The following is an 18,323-nucleotide window of genomic DNA, read 5'->3' on the forward strand; positions in this document are numbered from 1 at the left end:
ACCCCCACTGCCTACTTCGCTGCGGTCTTCTTCGGCGGCCGGATGAACAGCGTCTCGGTCTTCTCGAGCTCCATGCCCTTCGTCTCGGGGATGCGGAGCCAGACGTAGAAGAACGACAGCGCCGCGAAGGCGGCGTACATCCCGTAGGTCAACGGCAGCGACAGCGCCGACATCGCGGGGAAGCTCACCGTGATGAGGAAGTTGGCGATCCACTGCGCCGCTGCAGCCACCCCCAGTGCCTTGCCGCGGATGCGGCTGGGGAAGATCTCACCGAGAAGCACCCAGACCAGCGGTCCCCACGAGGCTCCGAACCCGATCACGAACACGTTGGCCGCGACGAGGGCGATGGGTCCCCACGGAGCGGGCAGTGAGACGTCGTCGCCGCTGCCGGTCGAGAACAGGAAGCAGACGGCCATGGTCGCGAGCGAGACCGCCATCATGACCGAACCCGTCAGCAGGATGGGCTTACGACCGACCCGGTCGACCAGGAAGATCGCGATCAGAGTCACCAGCACGTTCGTGATCGAGGTCACGACGCTGATCGCGAGGGATGAGTCTTCCGAGAACCCGACCGACTTCCAGAGGGAGGTCGAGTAGTAGAAGATCACGTTGATGCCGACGAACTGCTGGAAGACCGACAGGATGATGCCGGTCCAGACGATTCCCTGCATACCGAGGACGGGGCCGCGCAAGGAGACCCCCTTGTTCTTCCGGTCGTCCTCGATGCCCTTCTCGAGCTCGCGCACGGTCTGGTCGAGGTCGGCGGCGGGAACGAGCCGTGCGAAGATCTCCTTCGCCTCGGCGCTGCGGCCCTTGGCGATCAGGTAGCGCGGCGACTCCGGCATCGTGAACGACAGGATGCCGTACACGGCGGCCGGCACCACGCCGATGAGGAACATCCAGCGCCACGCGGCCAGACCCCACCAGAACGGTTCGGCAGCCCCACCGGCGCCCCACGCGAACACCGCGTCGCTCAGCAGGGCGGCGAAGATGCCGAGGGTGATCGCGAGCTGCTGCAGGGATGCGAGCCCGCCGCGGATCTGCCGAGGCGCGATCTCGGCGATGTAGGCCGGAGCGACCACCGAGGCGATGCCGATGCCGATGCCGCCGATCACCCGCCACAGGATCAGGTCGGGCACGCTGAAGGTGAGCGCCGATCCGACGGAGCTGACGAGGAACATCACCGCGCCGAGGCGCATCACCGCCAGGCGTCCCCACCGGTCGGAGAGATTGCCGGCGATGATCGCGCCCACCGCGCAGCCGAGGAGCGCGACGGCCACGACGAATCCCGTGAGGACGGCGTTGATCTCGAAGGTGCCCTGCACCGCGTCGACCGCGCCGTTGATCACCGAGGAATCGAAACCGAAGAGGAAACCGCCGACCGCGGCGGCGACCGACAGGCCGATCGCTCGGCGTCCGAACGGACTCCGGACGGAGAACGCGTTGGTGGGGATGGAACCGGAATCGCTCATGCGAGCACCCTACTCGCGTGTCGGTGGAGAGTGGCGGACGCGCTCGCGAGTGGTACGAGACGCCCCGGATAGGGTGATCGCATGCCCGTGACCCTCCTCGGCGCGACGGAGATCCGCGCGCTGGCCACCGAACTCGATGTCACCCCGACGAAGAAGCTGGGGCAGAATTTCGTCGTCGACGCCAACACGGTGCGCAAGATCGTGCACGTCGCCCGGGTGACGGCGGGGGAGCGCGTGGTCGAGGTCGGGCCCGGGCTGGGGTCGCTGACGCTCGCGATCCTCGAGGCCGGGGCATCCGTCACCGCTGTCGAGATCGACCATCGCCTGGCACGGCGTCTGCCGCAGACCGCGCAGGCGCACGGAGTCTTGGAAGACCGACTCACCGTCGTCGATGCCGACGCCCTGCAGATCGCCGAGCTGCCGGGCGACCCGACGATCCTGGTGGCCAATCTTCCCTACAACGTGTCGGTGCCGGTACTGCTGCACTTTCTCGAGACCTTCCCGAACCTGCAGCGCGGCGTCGTGATGGTGCAGGCCGAAGTGGGCGAGCGGATGGCGGCGCCCCCCGGGTCGAAGGTGTACGGCGCGCCGAGCGTGAAGGCCGCGTGGTACGGCGCGTGGCGACTGGCCGGAACCGTGTCGCGGCACGTGTTCTGGCCGGTCCCCAACGTCGACAGCGTTCTCGTGGCTTTCGAGCGGGACGCCGTGTCGCGCGGCTCCGAGCAACTGAGACGTCGCACGTTCCGGATCGTGGACGCCGCCTTCCAGCAGCGTCGCAAGATGCTGCGCCAGGCGCTGTCGGCCGTGCTGGGCGGAACGTCGGCCGAAGCATCCGCCATCCTCGAATCGGCCGGCGTGGCGCCGACCGCGCGGGGTGAAGAGCTCTCGGTGGAGGACTTCGTCCGGATCGCCGAGATGACACCCGTTGCCGGGAGCGACACGGGTGACTCCGAGACCCGCCCCGACGCGCCCGATGACGTTCAATGACCGTTCATCCCCAGTTCCCGGAAACACGCCTGTAACATAGGGGACCGTCCTGTGAGAGTGGCAGGGGAGCGCCGCACCCGTGGCGCACAGGGAGAGCGATCGTCATGCGCACAGCAGAATACGCCGCACCGGATCGCGTCCTGCTGCACATCAGCGACACGCACCTGCGCGACCACGGATCCAAGCTCTTCGACGTCATCGACTCGACTGACCGCCTGGACCGCGCGCTCGCGGCGATCGAAGCGTCCGCCGTCCGCCCGCACGCCGTGGTCTTCACCGGCGACCTGACCGACTTCGGCGAGCTCGGCGCCTACACGGCGCTGCGCGAGCTCGTCGAACCGTTCGCGCATCGGCTCGGCGCGCGCCTCTTCTGGGTCATGGGAAACCACGACGATCGCGGCGCGTTCCGTGAGGCCCTCCTCGACGGCGATGCGAGCGACATCACGCCGATCGACCGCGTGGACGAACTCGACGGACTGCGGCTGATCACGCTCGACACGAGCGTTCCGGGGGCCCATCACGGGGAGCTGCGCGAAGAGCAGCTGCGCTGGCTCGCCGACGTGCTGGCCACGCCCGCTCCGCTCGGCACGATCCTGGCGATGCATCATCCGCCGGTCCCGAGCGTGCTCGCGCTCGCGGCGAGCGTCGAGCTGCACGACCAGCGCCGGCTCGCCGACGTGCTGCGCGGTTCCGACGTCCGGTCCATCATCGCCGGGCACCTGCACTACTCGACCTTCGCGACGTTCGCGGGCATCCCCGTCTCGGTGGCCTCCGCCACCTGCTACACGCAGGATCTGACGGTCCCCGTGGGCGGCACCCGCCCACAGGACGGTGCGCAGTCGTTCAACCTGGTGCACGTCTACGACGAGACGGTCGTGCACTCGATCGTGCCGGTCGACGTCCCCGCGGCGCTGGAGTACATCGACCCCGACGAAGCGCAGCGCCGACTCTCCCGCGCGGGGGTGGCTCCGCGTCAGGTCAGCGTGCCCTCCCGGAACGCTCCGCCGACGGCGCCGCTGACCGTGCTGACGTGACGTCGACGACTTCCCAGGGTGCGGCGATCGGATAGAGCCGTCCGAGCAGCGACTGCACGGCGCGCACCCGGACCGGCTCGGGCACTTCCGACCATCCGCCGTCGTTGAGGCAGAACATGTCGATGTCGCTGCGCTCGGCCAGCCGCTCCATGCGGGTCAGCCCGCTGGACATCGTCGTCTGCAGGTAGCGCGTGCGCGGCCGCGTGGTGGCCACCGCGCGGCCTGTGAACTGCGCGTAGTAGTGGTAGAGGCAGTTCGTGATCGACACGTCGGTGGCCGACCGGAACCTCGACGCCGCCGTGCGCGCGAAGTCCTCGGGGAAGACCTCCTCCATCTCGGCGACGACGCTGCGTCGGAGCGGTGTGGCACAGTGCTCGAGGTCGTGCGTGATGACGCGCCCGAAGCGCTCCTTCAGAAGTGCGCGGTTCACGCGGAGCGCGTTGTCGTGGCCGCTGCGCTCGGTGTCGGGCGCACCGATGCCGATGCGCAGATCGCACTCGACGAACTGCGACACGCCTCCCGCGGAGAAGAAGAGCTCCGGCTGGACCGGACGCCCGAAGAACATGTCGTCGTTCGAGTACAGGAAGTGCTCCGACAGGCCGTCGATGCGATGCAGCTGCGACTCGACAGCGTGCGAGTTGTGCGTCGGGAGGACCGACGGGTCGGCGAAGAACTCCTCGCTGCGCACCACGGTGACCTTGGGATGCTCGGCCAACCACGCCGGACGCGGCGAGTCGGTCGCGACATAGATGTGCCGCACCCACGGCGCGTACATGTGGACGCTGCGCAGGGCATAGCGGAGCTCGTCGACGTGACGGTAGCGCGCCGGCCCGTCATCGCCGTCGCCGACGACGTATTCCTCCAGCTGCGCCGCCCGCTGACGCTGGAAGTCGCTCGACGAACCGTCGACCCACGAGAAGACCATGTCGATCTCGCCGGTGAACTCGCCCGGGTGCGGGTCGAACATGCCGTCGATCGTCGACCACGTGCGGCCGAACGCCTCGACGGTGGCCAGCTGCAGGTCCGATGCCGGGAACACGCGCCTCGTCAGCGCGTTCTCGCGGGGCGCCTCGATGATGTCCTCGCCGAACCGCCAGAACTCCAGGTGGACTGCCGTGGCGACGCCGTAGCGGAGCCCCGACGCGGTGACGCGCGGACGGAAGACGCGCAGCGCGCTCGGCCCCCGGGGCGGCACGGGGAGGTCGGGAAGAGGCAGCACGGAGGATCCGCGGAACTTGCCGTACAGCGGCTCGCGGTCGCAGACCGCCGCGATCGCGTCGAGAGCTCGGTCGCGCTCGGAGACGTCCATGACGAGTGCATAGCCGTGCAGTTCCCGGCGGATGAGCATCGGCGCGAGGTCGGCAGCTGCCAGCAGGTCGGCGATCAGTGTCAGATCGGCGTCGTGAGCTTCGAGGGGTGTCGTGTCATCGTGAACCAGATGGAGCATCCCGTGGTCCAGAACCACGTCGTCGCGATCGGCGAGTGCGGCCCAGGGACGTCGTTCGCGGGGCAGGGGTGTCAGGGTCGTCATCAGCTCACCTTCTCTGGCAGGGCGACCGTGTCGGCGGACGCAGGGTAAGGCGTAAGCGTAGATGGCGTTCGTTTCCGGCACGTTGCGCGGGTGGGGGATTGCGCTGGAGGCGCAATCGTGCCGCCCGCGCGGCGACGCGGCAGGATCACCCGTGCCGGACGTGCGCGGGGGCCGGAAACGCGCCGCCACGTGGGGCGCGCTAGGTTCGAAGGGTGACTGACGAGCCCCGCTTCCGCACCGGTATCCCCGAGATCCACCGTCCCTATGTCGCCGCCGACGATCGGTACGACCTCACGCAGTATCGGCAGGTCGGCACGTCCGGTCTGTACCTGCCCCCGATCTCCCTCGGTCTGTGGTGGAACTTCGGCGACAACGTCGCTTTCGACCAGCAGCGCAGCGTGCTGCGTCACGCGTTCGACTCGGGCATCAGCCACTTCGACCTGGCGAACAACTACGGGCCGCCGTACGGCTCTGCCGAGACCAACTTCGGCCGCATGATGCGGGAGGACTTCGCGCCGTACCGCGACGAGCTCCTGATCTCGTCCAAGGCCGGTTACGACTTCTGGCCCGGTCCCTACGGCAACTGGGGCTCGCGCAAGTACCTCATCGCCAGCGCAGAGTCGTCGCTGAAGCGCATGAGCCTGGACTACGTCGACATCTTCTACTCCCACCGCGTCGACCCCGTGACACCGATCGAGGAGACCATCGGCGCCCTCGACACGCTCGTCCGCCAGGGGAAGGCGCTCTACGTCGGCATCTCGTCCTACAGTGCGGAGCGCACGGCCGAGGCATCCGCCGTCGCCCGCTCACTCGGCACCCCGCTCGTCATCCACCAGCCGGCGTACTCCATCCTCAACCGCTGGGTCGAGGACGGCCTGACCGGCGTGCTCGCGCAGGAGGGGATGGGCGCCATCGCCTTCACGCCGCTCGCGCAGGGCCTGCTCACGGACAAGTACCTGGACGGAGGACGCGGAGACCGCTCGCAGCAGCGCGCGTCACTGCCGTCGTCGACGCTCTCGGAGAAGGGGCTGGCGACGATCCGCGGTCTGAACGACATCGCGAAGGAACGCGGCCAGTCCCTGGCCCAGATGGCGATCCAGTGGATCCTCCGCGACCCGGTGGTCACGTCGGCCCTGATCGGCGCTTCGCGCACCTCGCAGCTCGACGAGAACATCGCCGCGCTGAACGGTCCCGCCTTCGACACCGAAGAGCTCGAGGAGATCGACGCGCTCGCCGGCACGATCGACGTCGACCTGTGGGCCGAGTCGGCCGGACGGTGAGACACCGTCCCGTGAACGGCGCACGATGAGCGGACCGGCGTCGATCGAACCCGGTCGGGTGCACGTCCGCGCGCCGGGAAAGCTCAACGTCTTCTTCGAGGTGGGGGAGGTGCAGCCCGACGGCTATCACGATGTCGCGTCCGCCTACCAGGCGGTCTCGCTGTACGAGGACCTCTGGGCCGAGGACTCCGACGACTTCACGATCGCGGTGACCGGCACCGTCGACGTGTCCGGCGTGCCGCAGGACGACCGCAACCTGGCGCTTCGCGCCGCGCGGCTGATCGCGAAAGAGATCGGACACGTCGGCGGCGTGCATCTCGAGATCGCGAAGCACGTGCCGGTGGCGGGCGGCATGGGCGGAGGATCGGCGGATGCTGCGGCGGCGCTGATCGCGTGCGATGCGCTGTGGGGGGCCGACCTCGGGACCGCGCAGCTGCACCGACTGGCCTCGCGCCTGGGCGCGGACGTGCCCTTCGCGCTGATGGGCGGCACGGCCATCGGGACGGGGCGCGGCGATCAGCTGAGTCCTGCCCTCGCGAAGGGCCGCATCGACTGGGTCGTCTTGACGGCCGACGGCGGCCTGTCGACACCCGAGGTGTACGGGCGGCTGGACGACCTGCGGCGCGATCGCGGACTCGACATCGCCCCGGCGCCGCGGGCTCCGCGGGTGTCGCCGATCGTGCTCCAGGCGCTGCGGGCCGGCGACGCCACGGCGTTGGCCGAAGAAGTGCGCAACGATCTGCAGATCGCCGCCCTGTCGTTGCGTCCCGATCTGCGCGACGTCCTCGAACTCGGTGAGAGCGCGGGCGCGCTGGCCGGAATGGTCTCGGGGTCAGGTCCGACCCTGGCCTTCCTCACTGCGGGACCCGAGGCCGCGCTCGACCTGCAAGTGACCCTGACCGCGGCCGGGCGGGTCGCGATCCACGTGCACGGGCCGGTACCCGGCGCCCGCGTGCGCTGACTCCTACACCAGGGCGACATCCAAGGCAATCATCCCCACGCTGTCGGTGGGCGACGGTAGCGTGGGAACGGTTCGTAGAGAATCAGCTCTTTCCGGCTGATCACGACCCCTTGGGGAGGACCCGATGCAGGCACTACTCGAAGGCAAAGTCGTAGCCGAGGCTGACGCCGCAGATCTCGTGAAGATCGAGGGCAACTGGTACTTCCCGCCGGCGAGCGTCACGCCGGGCGTGCTCACAGACAGCCCCACGCCGTACACCTGCCCGTGGAAGGGCGAGTGCCAGTACTACTCGCTGACCGCGGCCGACGGCACGGTGCTGACCGATCGGGCCTGGTCGTACCCGACCCCCTACCCCACCGCCATCGAGCGTGTCGGCACGGATTTCTCGGGCTACGTCGCGTTCTGGAAAGAGGTCCAGGTCGTCGATTGACGACTGGACCGTCCCGAGATGAATATCCCGAGATGAACAGGATGCCGGTGTGATCGAGTTCACTCGTGTGACCAAAGAATTCGCTGACGGTACGCGGGCGGTCGACGATTTCAGCCTCGTGCTGCCGTCGCGCAAGACCACCGTGTTCGTGGGATCGTCCGGCTGCGGCAAGACGACGCTGCTGCGGATGATCAACAGGATGGTCGAGCCGAGCGGCGGCGTGATCGCCATCGACGGCGAGGACATCGCGGGGCGTGAGCCGGTGCAGCTGCGTCGGAGCATCGGCTACGTCATGCAGAACTCTGGTCTGATGCCTCACTTCACCGTGATCGACAACGTCGCCACGGTGCCGGTCCTGCGCGGCGTGCCGAAGAAGAAGGCGCGCGAGGACGCCCTCGAGCTGCTCGACACCGTGGGCTTGGACCGATCGCTCGCGAAACGCTACCCGAGCCAGCTGTCGGGCGGTCAGCAGCAGCGCGTCGGCGTGGCTCGCGGCCTCGCGGCCGACCCCAACATCCTCCTCATGGACGAGCCGTTCGGGGCCGTGGACCCCATCGTGCGCGCCGACCTCCAGCAGGAGCTCATCCGGCTGCAGCGCGAGCTCGACAAGACCGTCGTGTTCGTCACCCACGACATCGACGAGGCATTCCTCCTGGGGGACCAGGTCGTGATCCTGGAGAAGGGCGCGCAGATCGCGCAGCAGGGCACGCCGAACGAGATCATCGAGAACCCCGCGTCGGAGTTCGTGGCCAGTTTCATCGGGTCCGATCGGGGCCGTCGCGCACTGCGCCTGAAGAAGACGGACCGCGGCACGGTCGTGGTGGATGCCTCCGGTCGCACCCAGGGCGAGCTCCTCGACGAGGACACTCCCGCGTGAACTGGCTGATCGCGAACTTCGATCTCGTGGTGTCGCTCAGCATCAACCACATCCGGCTGAGCATCATCCCGATCGTGCTCGGATTCATCATCGCGATTCCGCTGGGTCAGCTGACCCTCGCGGGCCGCGTGACGCGGGGCACCATCATCACGGTGACGAGCCTCCTGTACACGATCCCCTCGCTGCCCCTGTTCGTGATCCTGCCGGCGATCCTCGGCACGAAGGTGCTGAGCGACGTCAACCTCATCGTCGCGCTGACCATCTACGCGGTCGCGATCATGGTGCGGGCGTCGAGCGACGCCTTCGGCTCGGTGTCGGCCGACACGAAGCAGGCCGCCACCGCGATGGGCTTCTCCCGCTGGAGTCGGTTCTGCCGCATCGAATTCCCGCTCGCCGGGCCCGTGCTGCTCGCAGGGCTGCGCGTCGTCTCGGTGTCGACGATCGCGCTCGTGTCGGTCGGCGTGCTGATCGGCTCCGAGAACCTGGGCTATCTGTTCACCAACGGAAAAGCGCGCAACAACCTCGAGGAGGTGGCGATCGGCATCATCGCGAGCCTGCTGATCGCACTCGTGTTCGACGTCATCCTCGTTCTCATCGGTCGGGCGCTGCTGCCGTGGAGCAGGACGGACCGCGCATCCCGTCGGCGTCGCCAGATCACGACGATGAGCGCTCCGATCACGCCGGGGAGCCCGACGTGAACCTCTTCGTCGATGCCATCCTGTGGATCTTCAGCCCGGCCAACTGGCAGCCGGGCGCACAGTCGCCTCTGCCTCTTCAGGACCGGATCACCGAGCACCTCTTCTTCACGGTCATCGCGGTGCTCATCGCCGCCGCCATCGCTCTGCCCGCCGGCTTCTACATCGGACACACGGGTCGCGGCCGCCAGTTCGTGATCGGCTTCACCGGTGCCATGCGGGCGCTGCCCACGCTCGGCGTGCTCTTCTTCCTCACGATGCTGATCGGCTCGGCCGTGCGCGGCAACAGCGGGGTCTTCTGGGGGGCGATGATCGCTCTGACGATCCTTGCGATCCCGTCCATCCTCGCCGGAGCGTACGCCGGTCTCGAGTCCGTGTCGCGCCAGACCATCGACGCCGCGCGTGCCAACGGGATGACCGAGATGCAGATCCTGCTGCGGGTCGAGATCCCGCTCGCGCTCCCGCTCATCATCGGCGGCATCCGCGCGGGGGTGCTGCAGGTCATCGCCACCGCCGTGATCGCCTCGTACGCCGGCCTCGGCGGTCTGGGCCGGGTGATCTCGAGCGGCATCGGCCTGAACGACTACGACCGCATCCTCGGCGGCGCCATCCTCGTGACCGTACTCGCTCTGGTCGTCGACGGGATCTTCGCACTCGTTCAGCGGCTCACCCGCGTCCCCGGCGACGACGCCGGACGGGCCGGGAACCCACAGCTCCGCCGACGGGCGTCCCGCCCGGCGGCGGTGGTGGAAACACCAAACCAAGAGAGGAATGTCACAGCATGACCATTTCACAGAAAGGCCGGGTCGCCGCAGGCGTCATCGCGGTCGGAGCCGTTCTGGCTCTGGCAGGGTGCGCACAAGGAGATCCCACCGCACCGGAGACCAACGATGCGGGCGCCGCCGCAGGCTCCGACACGATCATCGTCGGCTCATTCGCGTTCCCCGAGAGCGAGATCCTTGGTGAGATCTACGCGCAGGCACTCGAGGCGAACGGTTTCGACGTCCAGACGAAGTTCAACATCGGGCCCCGTCAGCAGACGATCCCCGCCCTCCAGGACGGCTCGATCAACCTGATCCCCGAGTACAACGGCAACCTGCTGGCCTTCTACGACACGGAGTTCACGCAGCGCACGACCGAGGACGTGGACGCGGCGCTCGTCGACGCGGTCGCGGCCGACGATCTCGTGGTCTACGACTCCGCCGAGGCGGAGGACAAGGACGCCTACGTCGTCACGAGCGAGTTCGCGACCGCGAACAACCTCACCTCGATCGGCGACCTGAAGAACGTCCAGCCGTTCGCCCTCGGCGCCAACCCGCAGTTCGCCGAACTGGGATACGGCATCCCGGGTCTCGCGTCGGTCTACGGCGTGAGCGACGTCACGTTCCAGCCCTACGAGGACTTCGGAGGACCCGACACGGTCAAGGCGCTCGTGGATGACACCGTGCAGGTCGCGGACATCTACACCACCTCGCCCGCGCTCGTCGCCGAGAACCTGGTGGTGCTCGAGGACCCCGAGAACCTCATCGCGGCGCAGAACGTCATCCCGCTCGTCAGTTCCACCGTCGCGTCGGACGAGCTGGAAGAAGCGCTCAACGCGGTGTCTGCCAAGCTCACCACGGACGACCTGATCGCTCTCCGCGATCGAGTCGAGGGTGACGAGCAGGCGTCGGCGGCCACCGCCGCGAAAGACTGGCTGACCGAAGCCGGGCTCCTGTAGTCCGACCGGCGACCACGACCGACGAAGGCCGTCCCACCCCTCGGTGGGGCGGCCTTCGTCGCGTGCACGGGCGAGTGCTCGGCGCGGGCGTCACCGCACGACCGCGTAGCGGGCGACGAGGAAGTCCCGGTTCCGCCCCGCCTCCTCGAGGCGCAGATCGGTGCGGCGGGGAAGCAGTGGTGCCCCCGCGCCGAGCATCACCGGGGCGTACTGCACCCAGATCTCGTCGAGCAGTCCCTCGTCGAGGAACTGCCCGGCCAGGTCGCCGCCACCGATGACCCACACGTCGCGGCCGGCCGCGGCATCCGTCATCTCGGCGTGGACGGCGCGGACGGCGTCCGACGTGAGGGTGACGCCCAGCGCGGGGATCAGCGCGCGGTGCGTGAACACCCAGGACGGGAGCGTCGCGTCCCACCCGTCGGGGTCGTTCGACTGCACCCACAGGTACGTCGTCGCGCCCATCGCCGCCGCGCCGATCGTCGCGCGGAATCCGGCGAAGTTCATCAGCCCGTCCTCGTCGATATCGCGGCTCAGCAGCCATGCCAGTGAGTCGTCGGGATCGGCGATGAACCCGTCGAGCGAGGAGGCGGTGTAGTAGATCGTCTTCGGCATGCCGCCAGTGTCGCGCCCCCCGCCGACATCCGACCGGTGCAGCGCCCCACCCGTCGTCGCCTAGCCTGGAAGGGACATGGCACATCTTCTCGGGGCCGAAACCCTGCACCTCGAATTCCCCACCCGCATCATCTTCGACTCGATCTCGCTCGGCGTCGACGAGGGCGACCGCATCGGAGTCGTCGGCCGCAACGGTGACGGCAAGTCCAGCCTGCTCGCAATGCTCGCCGGACGGCTCGAGCCGGACTCCGGCCGCGTGACGGTGCGCCGTGGCGTGGACATCGGCGTGCTCGATCAGGGCGACACGCTCGACGAGAGCGCCACCGTCGCCACGGCCGTCATCGGCGACATCCCCGAGCACGTGTGGGCGGGCGACCCGCGGATACGCGACGTGATGGCGGGTCTCCTCGCCGAAATCGACCGCGACACCCCGATCGCCGACCTCTCGGGCGGCCAGCGACGGCGCGTGTCGCTGGCGCGGCTGCTGGTGGGAGATCACGACGTGCTGATGCTGGACGAGCCCACCAACCACCTCGACGTCGAGGCGATCGCCTGGCTGGCCGAGCATCTCAAGCGCCGGTGGGCGCCGGGATCCGGGGCGCTGCTGGTCGTGACCCACGATCGCTGGTTCCTCGATGAGGTCTCGACGCGCACGTGGGAGGTGCACGACCAGGTGGTCGACCCGTTCGACGGCGGGTACGCGGCCTACATCCTGCAGCGCGTCGAGCGCGACCGTCAGGCGGCTTCCTCGGAGGCCCGCCGCCAGAACCTGGCGCGCAAGGAGCTCGCGTGGCTGCGCCGTGGAGCACCGGCACGCACGTCGAAGCCGCAGTTCCGCATCGATGCCGCCAACGAGCTGATCGCCGACGTCCCCGAGATCCGCGACCCCGTCGCGCTGCGCTCGCTCGCCGTCTCGCGCCTCGGCAAGGACGTGGTGGATCTGCTGGACGCCTCGGTCGCGTACGGCGACCGTCCGGTGCTGACCGACGTCGAGTGGCGCATCGCCCCCGGCGAGCGCACCGGCATCCTCGGGGTGAACGGCGCGGGCAAGTCGACACTGCTCGGGCTGGTCTCGGGTGCCGTCGAGCCGACCGGGGGACGCGTCAAGCGCGGCAAGACGGTGAAGGTCGCGACCTTGACCCAGCGCCTGGACGAACTCGAGGCCCATCTGCAGGATCCGGTCCGCGTCGTCCTCGAGCGTCTGCGCACCACCTACTCCTTCGGCAGCGGATCGAAGACCCAGGAACTGACACCCGGCCAGCTGCTGGAGCGGATGGGCTTCACGAGCGCGCAGCTCTCCACGCCGGTCAAAGACCTCTCCGGCGGGCAGAAGAGACGACTGCAGCTGCTGCTCGTGCTGCTGGACCAGCCGAATGTGCTCATCCTCGACGAGCCCACGAACGACCTCGACACCGACATGCTCGCCGCGATCGAGGACCTTCTGGATTCCTGGCCGGGCACGCTCCTGGTCGTCTCCCACGATCGCTACTTCATCGAGCGGGTGACCGACCAGCAGTTCGCGATCCTCGGCGGGCGCCTGCGTCACCTCCCCGGCGGCGTGGAGGAGTACCTGCGACTGCGACAGCGTCAGCAGCGCGACCAGACGGACGCCGCGTCCTCCGCCTCCGTGGCGTCCGGGACACCCGCTCGGGGTACCCTGCAGGCCGGACTCGCGGGCGCGGAGCTGCGCGTTGCCGAGAAGGAGATCGCGGCGATCGAGCGCCGCATCCGCAAGCTCACCGCCCAGGTCGATGCCGCCCGGACGGCGCTCGCCGAGCACGACCAGTCCGACTTCCAGGGCCTCGCCGCCGAGATGGCGCGGGTCGGCGCGCTTCAGGCCGAGACGGAGGAGCTCGAGAACCGCTGGTTCGAACTCACGGAAGCCGTCACCCCGGAGTAGGTCGCGGCCGCACCGTCCCCTCCTTCTGCACGAGCGCGGGACGCGCCGCGCTCGGCGGCCGGATGGCGGCGTGTCGCACCACCGTGCAGTCGGGCGGGACGCTCGAGTGCTCGCTCTGCCCCTCCGCCGGCCCCTGCGACTGCCCCTGCGCCGGCCCCTGCGCCGGCGCGGTCGAGCTACGCGTCGAAGGCGATGCTGAGCTTGCGCAGCAGGGCGGCCAGCCGGTCGCGGTCGCCTTTGGAGAGCTCGCTCAGCAGGACAGCCTCGGCGTCGACAAGCCTCGTGATCGCGGCATCAACACGGGTGCGCCCGTCGATCGTCAGAGTGACCAGGATGCTGCGCCCGTCGTCAGGGTCCGCTTCGCGCCGTACGAGCCGGCGTCCGACGAGCCGGTCGATGCGGTTGGTCATGGTGCCGCTGGAGACCAGCGTCTGAAGCAGGAGCTGCTTGGGGCTGAGCTGGAACGGGTCGCCGGCCCGGCGGAGCGCAGAGAGCACGTCCCATTCCCACGGCTCGAGCTCGCTGCGGCGGAAGGCGTCCTTGCGGGCGCGATCGAGGTGCCGTGACAGGCGGTCGACGCGCGAGAGCACTTCGAGGGGGGAGAAGTCCAGATCGGGACGCTGGGCGCCCCACGCCTCGACGATGCGGTCGACTTCGTCGCTCTCGTGTCCCATCCATCCATTATCGACTGGCAGACTTGTCGAGCGATCCTGCCCACGGCGGTCTCGCGGTCCGCCGTGGTGTAACGGCAGCACGACAGCCTTTGGAGCTGTTAAGTCCAGGTTCGAATCCTGGCGGCGGAGCATGACGGAGCACAACGAAGGTCCCCTGGTCGACACCGGTCTCGCGGTCATCATCCTCGCCGCAGGGCAGGGGACGCGGATGAAATCCAAGACGCCGAAAGTGCTGCACCGCATCGGCGGGCGGACTCTCGTCGGGCACGTGCTCGATTCGGCGCATGCTCTCGCCCCGGAGCGCGTGATCGTCGTCGTGCGGCACGAGCGCGACCTCGTCGCCGACGCCGTCACCGACTCCTCCGCCGAGGTCGAGGTCGTCGACCAGGACGAGATCCCGGGCACGGGCCGCGCCGTCGAGGTCGCCCTCGAGCGCCTGACGGCGTTCCAGGGAGACGTGCTCGTGCTCAGCGGCGACGTGCCGCTTCTCGATGCCGAGACCCTGGCAGCGCTCGTGCGATCCCATCGGGAGAGCAACGCCGCCGTGACCCTCCTCAGCGCTCGACTGCCCGACGCGACGGGCTACGGCCGCATCATCCGCGACGGCAGCGGGGCGGTCCGACGCATCGTCGAACAGAAGGACGCCACGGAGGACGAGGCATCCGTCCAGGAGATCAACGCGGGCGTCTACGTCTTCCAGGCGGAACCGCTGAGGTCGCATCTGGCGCTCGTCGGCACCGGCAACGCGCAGGGGGAAAAGTACCTCACCGACGTGATCGCGCTGCTGCGCGATTCGCGTCTGGGCGTGGCCGCGGCGACCGCCCCGGATGCCACGGCGGCGCTGGGTGTGAACGACCGTGTGCAGCTGGCCGAAGCGGGCCGCCTCTTAAACGCGCGCACCGTGCGCCGGTGGCAGCTCGACGGCGTGACCGTGGTCGACCCCGCCACGACGTGGATCGACGTGCGGGCGACGCTCGCACCGGACGTGACCGTGCTGCCCGGCAGTCGCATCCTGGGGGCGACGACGATCGCGGCGGGCGCCACGATCGGTCCCGACACATCACTGATGGACTGCGAGGTCGCCGAGGATGCCGTCATCACCCGTGCGGACGCCACGCTGGCCGTGATCGGCGAGGGCGCGACGGTCGGACCGTTCGCGTACCTGCGCCCGGGCACGTACCTCGGCCGGGACGGCAAGATCGGCACGTTCGTCGAGACGAAGAACTCCACGATCGGCGAGGGCAGCAAGGTCCCCCACCTGTCCTACGTCGGCGACACGACGATCGGCGTGGGCGTCAACCTCGGGGCGGGTGCCATCACGGCGAATTACGACGACATCGCCAAGCACCGCACCGAGATCGGCGACCACGTGCATTCGGGCTCGCATAACGTCTTCGTCGCTCCCGTTAGGATCGGAGCAGGCGCGAAGACCGGTGCCGGGGCTGTGATCCGAAAAGACGTCCCGCCGGGAGCGCTGGCCCTTTCGGTGGCGCCGCAGCGCAACATCGAGGGCTGGGTGCAGAAGAACCGAGAAGGCACCTCGGCCGCGGAAGCGGCCCGGGCTGAGACAGACGAAGAGGCAGCCCATGGCGCGTAAGAAGAAGATCGAGGCCGATCTCGATCGTGACATCGCCCCCGGGCTCGTCGCGAAGACGAAGAAGCGTCTCGTCGTGGTGGCCGGCAGCTCGCACCCGGAACTCGCCATGGAGGTCGCACGCAACCTCGGCAGCGAATTGGCACCCACCGAGCACCGGACGTTCGCGTCCGGCGAGCTGTACACGCGCTTCGAAGTGAGCGTCCGCGGGTGCGACGTCTTCGTCGTGCAGTCCTTCGGACGCGCGCTGAATGAATCGCTCATGGAGCTGCTGATCATGCTGGACGCGCTCAAGCGCGCCTCCGCCAAGCGGGTGACGGTCGTCGCGCCGTACTACCCGTATTCACGCCAGGACAAGAAGGGCCGTGGCCGCGAGCCCATCAGCGCCCGTCTCGTCAGCGACCTGATGATGACGGCCGGGGCCGACCGCATCATGAGCGTCGACCTGCACGCCGCGCAGATCCAGGGATTCTTCGACGGTCCCGTCGATCACCTCTTCGCGCAGCCGGTGCTGCTGGAATACTTCCGCGACTCCCTCAGCGTCGATGACCGCGAGAAGCTCACCGTCGTCTCACCCGACATGGGACGCGTGCGCGTCGCCGACAACTGGTCGGACAAGCTCGGCGCTCCGCTGGCCATCATCCACAAGCGCCGCGACCCGAAGGTGGCGAACAAGGTCACCGTGCACGAGATCGTCGGCGAGGTGAACGGTCGTGTCTGCCTCCTCGTCGACGACATGATCGACACCGGCGGCACCATCGTCAAGGCCGCTCAGGCACTGAAGGCGAGCGGCGCCGAACGCGTCATCGTCGCAGCCACGCACGCGATCTTCAGCGATCCTGCGCCGACGGTGCTGCAGGATGCCGCGATCGATGAGGTCGTCGTGACCGACACGGTGCCGCTGCCCGCGGACCGCCGGTTCCCGGGGCTCACCGTCCTCCCGATCGCGCCGCTGCTGGCTCGGGCGATCCACGAGGTGTTCGAGGACGGATCCGTCACGAGCATGTTCGACGGCGCCGCGTAAAACGGCGCCGCGCGTCCGGCACCTCATAGGGTGCTCACAGCCAGGGCACCGACTTTTGGGACGAGCATTCCATACGCTCGAATGAAACGTCGGTCACCCGAATCGACGGTGGCAACCCAGAAAGAGGACCTCATGATCCGATTCCAGGAAGTACCCCGCCCGGCCCGTGTCGGCGCCGCCCTCGTCGGAGTGGCGGGAATGCTCGCCCTTGCCGGCTGCAGCACGACCCCGGCCGCCGAGGCCGAGTCCACCACCGACACGTCCGCGAGCGCAGCCCCGTCGGCGTCCGCATCCTCGACCGGTTCGGCGACGACGGATGCCGCGGCATCCGGTTCGGCGTACGTCGACGGTTCCTACACCGCCGAGGGGTCGTATTCGACTCCCGAGTCGGTCGAGCAGATCAGCGTGACGGTCACGCTGGCCGATGACGTCATCACGGCCGTCGAGGTGACCGGGGATCCTCAGAAGTCGGAGTCCAAGGAATACCAGTCGAAGTTCATCGGCGGCATCTCCGATGTCGTCGTCGGCAAGTCGATCGACGAGATCTCGGTCGACCGCGTCGCGGGCTCATCGCTGACGAGCAGCGGATTCAACCAGGCCATCGAAGAGATCAAGTCTGAAGCGGCCGCGTGATGGCAGCCGGAGCGCTCTGGCGCTTCGAAGCCATCGGCACCGTGTGGGAGATCGCGACCTCAACTCCTCTCGAGCCGTCGGCACGCGGTGAGGTCGAGCGGTGCATCGCGACGTTCGATGCCGTGTGGTCTCGGTTCCGCACCGACTCGGTCGTGACCGCGCTCGCGCCGGACGGGGGCGACGCTTCGGTTCCCGTGGATGCCGCGCTGATGCTCGGGGCGTTCGCAGAGCTTTCGGAAGCGACGGCGGGCGCGGTGAACCCCCTGGTCGGGGCCACGCTCGCCCACCGCGGGTACGACGCCGGCTATTCCTTCGTGGACCGCGGGCCGGTCGCCGCGCCCGCGCACTGGCAGGAGCTGTTGCAGTGGGACGATGAGCGGATGGTTCTTCGGGGCCCCGCGACGATCGACGTGGGCGCGCTCGGCAAGGGGCGGTTGGTCGATCTCGTTCTGGGCGTGGTGGCCGCGCACGTCAGCGGCGACATCGTCGTGGACGCCGGCGGCGACCTGGCGACCCGGGGCGCCCCGGTGCGCGTCGGGCTGGAGCATCCCTACGACCCCGGTCGCGCGATCGGGGTCTGGGACGTCACGGATGCCGCGCTGTGCGCCTCCGCCGTCAATCGTCGGGCGTGGGGAGACGGCCTCCACCATGTGCTCGATGCGCGGACCGGCGCGCCCGTCCGGACCATCGCCGCAACCTGGGCCGTGGCATCCGGGACATCGTCCGATGCGATGCGCGCCGATGCGATCGCGACGGCACTCTTCTTCGATGGGGGTGCCGAGGTGGCCGCTCGCTGGAACGTGTCGTGGGTGCGGATGTACACGGACGGCCGGGTCGAATGGTCGCCCGGCTGCCGGGCCGAGCTGTTCAGCCGGACGGCTAACGTGGAGGGATGACCG

General features: G+C 68.8%; 18 protein-coding genes and 1 tRNA gene. 15 read left to right on the top strand and 4 right to left on the bottom strand.

What is annotated here, in order from left to right; genetic code table 11:
• Positions 1-11 precede the first annotated feature (11 nt).
• The gene (locus ACFM35_RS03105) at positions 12-1,472 is read right to left on the bottom strand and encodes a sugar porter family MFS transporter (RefSeq protein WP_378838195.1); all 1,461 of its coding nucleotides are present in this window, start codon (positions 1,470-1,472) and stop codon (positions 12-14) included.
• 81 nt (positions 1,473-1,553) lie between these two features.
• Here ACFM35_RS03105 and rsmA point away from each other — a divergent pair, with 81 nt between their 5' ends.
• Together rsmA and ACFM35_RS03115 are read left to right on the top strand one after the other, a co-directional pair.
• Positions 1,554-2,459 (top strand): 16S rRNA (adenine(1518)-N(6)/adenine(1519)-N(6))-dimethyltransferase RsmA, encoded by a 906-nt coding sequence (gene rsmA / locus ACFM35_RS03110; RefSeq protein ID WP_378838198.1) that lies wholly within the window; start codon positions 1,554-1,556, stop codon positions 2,457-2,459.
• A gap of 104 nt (positions 2,460-2,563) precedes the next feature.
• Positions 2,564-3,493: a phosphodiesterase gene (locus ACFM35_RS03115; RefSeq protein WP_378838201.1), complete on the top strand. Its 930-nt coding sequence runs from the start codon at positions 2,564-2,566 to the stop codon at positions 3,491-3,493.
• On the opposite strand, the gene ACFM35_RS03120 is transcribed toward ACFM35_RS03115, so the two are convergent.
• Positions 3,438-5,024 (bottom strand): stealth conserved region 3 domain-containing protein, encoded by a 1,587-nt coding sequence (locus ACFM35_RS03120; protein ID WP_378838203.1) that lies wholly within the window; start codon positions 5,022-5,024, stop codon positions 3,438-3,440. The two genes, ACFM35_RS03115 and ACFM35_RS03120, sit on opposite strands and share 56 nt — an antisense overlap.
• A 212-nt stretch (positions 5,025-5,236) precedes the next feature.
• Between ACFM35_RS03120 and mgrA the strand changes: the two genes are divergently transcribed.
• The 7 genes from mgrA to ACFM35_RS03155 all read left to right on the top strand — a co-directional run bounded on the left by mgrA (position 5,237) and on the right by ACFM35_RS03155 (position 10,987).
• The gene (gene mgrA / locus ACFM35_RS03125) at positions 5,237-6,304 is read left to right on the top strand and encodes an L-glyceraldehyde 3-phosphate reductase (RefSeq protein ID WP_378838205.1); all 1,068 of its coding nucleotides are present in this window, start codon (positions 5,237-5,239) and stop codon (positions 6,302-6,304) included.
• 25 nt (positions 6,305-6,329) lie between these two features.
• Entirely contained in the window at positions 6,330-7,265 is a 936-nt protein-coding gene (locus ACFM35_RS03130; protein WP_378838208.1) for a 4-(cytidine 5'-diphospho)-2-C-methyl-D-erythritol kinase, read from the top strand.
• Positions 7,266-7,389: 124 nt separating this feature from the next.
• Positions 7,390-7,695, top strand: a complete 306-nt coding sequence (locus ACFM35_RS03135; RefSeq protein WP_378838210.1) for a DUF427 domain-containing protein — start codon at positions 7,390-7,392, stop codon at positions 7,693-7,695.
• 49 nt (positions 7,696-7,744) lie between these two features.
• Positions 7,745-8,572, top strand: coding sequence for an ABC transporter ATP-binding protein (locus ACFM35_RS03140; RefSeq protein WP_378838211.1), 828 nt, complete (start codon positions 7,745-7,747; stop codon positions 8,570-8,572).
• Positions 8,569-9,270, top strand: coding sequence for an ABC transporter permease (locus ACFM35_RS03145; RefSeq protein ID WP_378838214.1), 702 nt, complete (start codon positions 8,569-8,571; stop codon positions 9,268-9,270). The genes ACFM35_RS03140 and ACFM35_RS03145 overlap by 4 nt, the downstream gene beginning before the upstream one ends.
• The gene (locus ACFM35_RS03150) at positions 9,267-10,052 is read left to right on the top strand and encodes an ABC transporter permease (RefSeq protein WP_378838216.1); all 786 of its coding nucleotides are present in this window, start codon (positions 9,267-9,269) and stop codon (positions 10,050-10,052) included. The genes ACFM35_RS03145 and ACFM35_RS03150 overlap by 4 nt, the downstream gene beginning before the upstream one ends.
• The gene (locus ACFM35_RS03155) at positions 10,049-10,987 is read left to right on the top strand and encodes an ABC transporter substrate-binding protein (protein WP_378838219.1); all 939 of its coding nucleotides are present in this window, start codon (positions 10,049-10,051) and stop codon (positions 10,985-10,987) included. The genes ACFM35_RS03150 and ACFM35_RS03155 overlap by 4 nt, the downstream gene beginning before the upstream one ends.
• Positions 10,988-11,077: 90 nt before the next feature.
• On the opposite strand, the gene ACFM35_RS03160 is transcribed toward ACFM35_RS03155, so the two are convergent.
• Entirely contained in the window at positions 11,078-11,599 is a 522-nt protein-coding gene (locus ACFM35_RS03160) for a dihydrofolate reductase family protein (protein WP_378838221.1), read from the bottom strand.
• Between the two features lie 76 nt (positions 11,600-11,675).
• On the opposite strand from ACFM35_RS03160, the gene ACFM35_RS03165 reads away from it, so the two are divergent.
• Positions 11,676-13,499 (top strand): ABC-F family ATP-binding cassette domain-containing protein, encoded by a 1,824-nt coding sequence (locus ACFM35_RS03165; RefSeq protein ID WP_378838222.1) that lies wholly within the window; start codon positions 11,676-11,678, stop codon positions 13,497-13,499.
• A gap of 176 nt (positions 13,500-13,675) precedes the next feature.
• Here the strand turns inward: ACFM35_RS03165 and ACFM35_RS03170 are convergent, their stop codons facing one another.
• Positions 13,676-14,173, bottom strand: a complete 498-nt coding sequence (locus ACFM35_RS03170) for a MarR family winged helix-turn-helix transcriptional regulator (protein ID WP_378838224.1) — start codon at positions 14,171-14,173, stop codon at positions 13,676-13,678.
• A 57-nt stretch (positions 14,174-14,230) separates the two neighbouring features.
• On the opposite strand from ACFM35_RS03170, the gene ACFM35_RS03175 reads away from it, so the two are divergent.
• The 5 genes from ACFM35_RS03175 (at position 14,231) to ACFM35_RS03195 (ending at position 18,320) form a co-directional block, all read left to right on the top strand.
• Positions 14,231-14,302, top strand: a tRNA-Gln gene (locus ACFM35_RS03175).
• A 1-nt stretch (position 14,303) separates the two neighbouring features.
• Complete coding sequence (glmU, locus tag ACFM35_RS03180) at positions 14,304-15,770, top strand: bifunctional UDP-N-acetylglucosamine diphosphorylase/glucosamine-1-phosphate N-acetyltransferase GlmU (RefSeq protein WP_378838227.1); 1,467 nt, start codon at positions 14,304-14,306, stop codon at positions 15,768-15,770.
• A complete protein-coding gene (locus ACFM35_RS03185) occupies positions 15,760-16,791 on the top strand; it encodes a ribose-phosphate diphosphokinase (protein ID WP_378838229.1) in 1,032 nt (343 codons plus the stop codon). Before glmU ends, ACFM35_RS03185 begins: the two co-directional genes overlap by 11 nt.
• Positions 16,792-16,923: 132 nt before the next feature.
• A complete protein-coding gene (locus ACFM35_RS03190) occupies positions 16,924-17,424 on the top strand; it encodes an FMN-binding protein (protein ID WP_378838232.1) in 501 nt (166 codons plus the stop codon).
• A complete protein-coding gene (locus ACFM35_RS03195; RefSeq protein ID WP_378838235.1) occupies positions 17,424-18,320 on the top strand; it encodes an FAD:protein FMN transferase in 897 nt (298 codons plus the stop codon). Before ACFM35_RS03190 ends, ACFM35_RS03195 begins: the two co-directional genes overlap by 1 nt.
• The last annotated feature ends 3 nt before the right edge of the window (positions 18,321-18,323 follow it).

This window comes from Microbacterium songi, assembly GCF_042747925.1.
Classification (GTDB): domain Bacteria; phylum Actinomycetota; class Actinomycetes; order Actinomycetales; family Microbacteriaceae; genus Microbacterium.

What these genes read in the sequence shown, in the direction of transcription:
- ACFM35_RS03185 (WP_378838229.1), top strand. Translation starts at nt 15,760, where the DNA reads ATGGCGCGTAAGAAGAAGATCGAGGCCGATCTCGATCGTGACATCGCC.
- ACFM35_RS03195 (WP_378838235.1), top strand. Translation starts at nt 17,424, where the DNA reads ATGGCAGCCGGAGCGCTCTGGCGCTTCGAAGCCATCGGCACCGTGTGG.
- ACFM35_RS03115 (WP_378838201.1), top strand. Translation starts at nt 2,564, where the DNA reads ATGCGCACAGCAGAATACGCCGCACCGGATCGCGTCCTGCTGCACATC.
- ACFM35_RS03170 (WP_378838224.1), bottom strand. Translation starts at nt 14,173, where the DNA reads ATGGGACACGAGAGCGACGAAGTCGACCGCATCGTCGAGGCGTGGGGC.
- glmU (WP_378838227.1), top strand. Translation starts at nt 14,304, where the DNA reads ATGACGGAGCACAACGAAGGTCCCCTGGTCGACACCGGTCTCGCGGTC.
- ACFM35_RS03135 (WP_378838210.1), top strand. Translation starts at nt 7,390, where the DNA reads ATGCAGGCACTACTCGAAGGCAAAGTCGTAGCCGAGGCTGACGCCGCA.
- ACFM35_RS03130 (WP_378838208.1), top strand. Translation starts at nt 6,330, where the DNA reads ATGAGCGGACCGGCGTCGATCGAACCCGGTCGGGTGCACGTCCGCGCG.
- ACFM35_RS03160 (WP_378838221.1), bottom strand. Translation starts at nt 11,599, where the DNA reads ATGCCGAAGACGATCTACTACACCGCCTCCTCGCTCGACGGGTTCATC.
- ACFM35_RS03165 (WP_378838222.1), top strand. Translation starts at nt 11,676, where the DNA reads ATGGCACATCTTCTCGGGGCCGAAACCCTGCACCTCGAATTCCCCACC.
- rsmA (WP_378838198.1), top strand. Translation starts at nt 1,554, where the DNA reads ATGCCCGTGACCCTCCTCGGCGCGACGGAGATCCGCGCGCTGGCCACC.
- ACFM35_RS03120 (WP_378838203.1), bottom strand. Translation starts at nt 5,024, where the DNA reads ATGACGACCCTGACACCCCTGCCCCGCGAACGACGTCCCTGGGCCGCA.
- ACFM35_RS03155 (WP_378838219.1), top strand. Translation starts at nt 10,049, where the DNA reads ATGACCATTTCACAGAAAGGCCGGGTCGCCGCAGGCGTCATCGCGGTC.
- ACFM35_RS03190 (WP_378838232.1), top strand. Translation starts at nt 16,924, where the DNA reads ATGATCCGATTCCAGGAAGTACCCCGCCCGGCCCGTGTCGGCGCCGCC.
- ACFM35_RS03105 (WP_378838195.1), bottom strand. Translation starts at nt 1,472, where the DNA reads ATGAGCGATTCCGGTTCCATCCCCACCAACGCGTTCTCCGTCCGGAGT.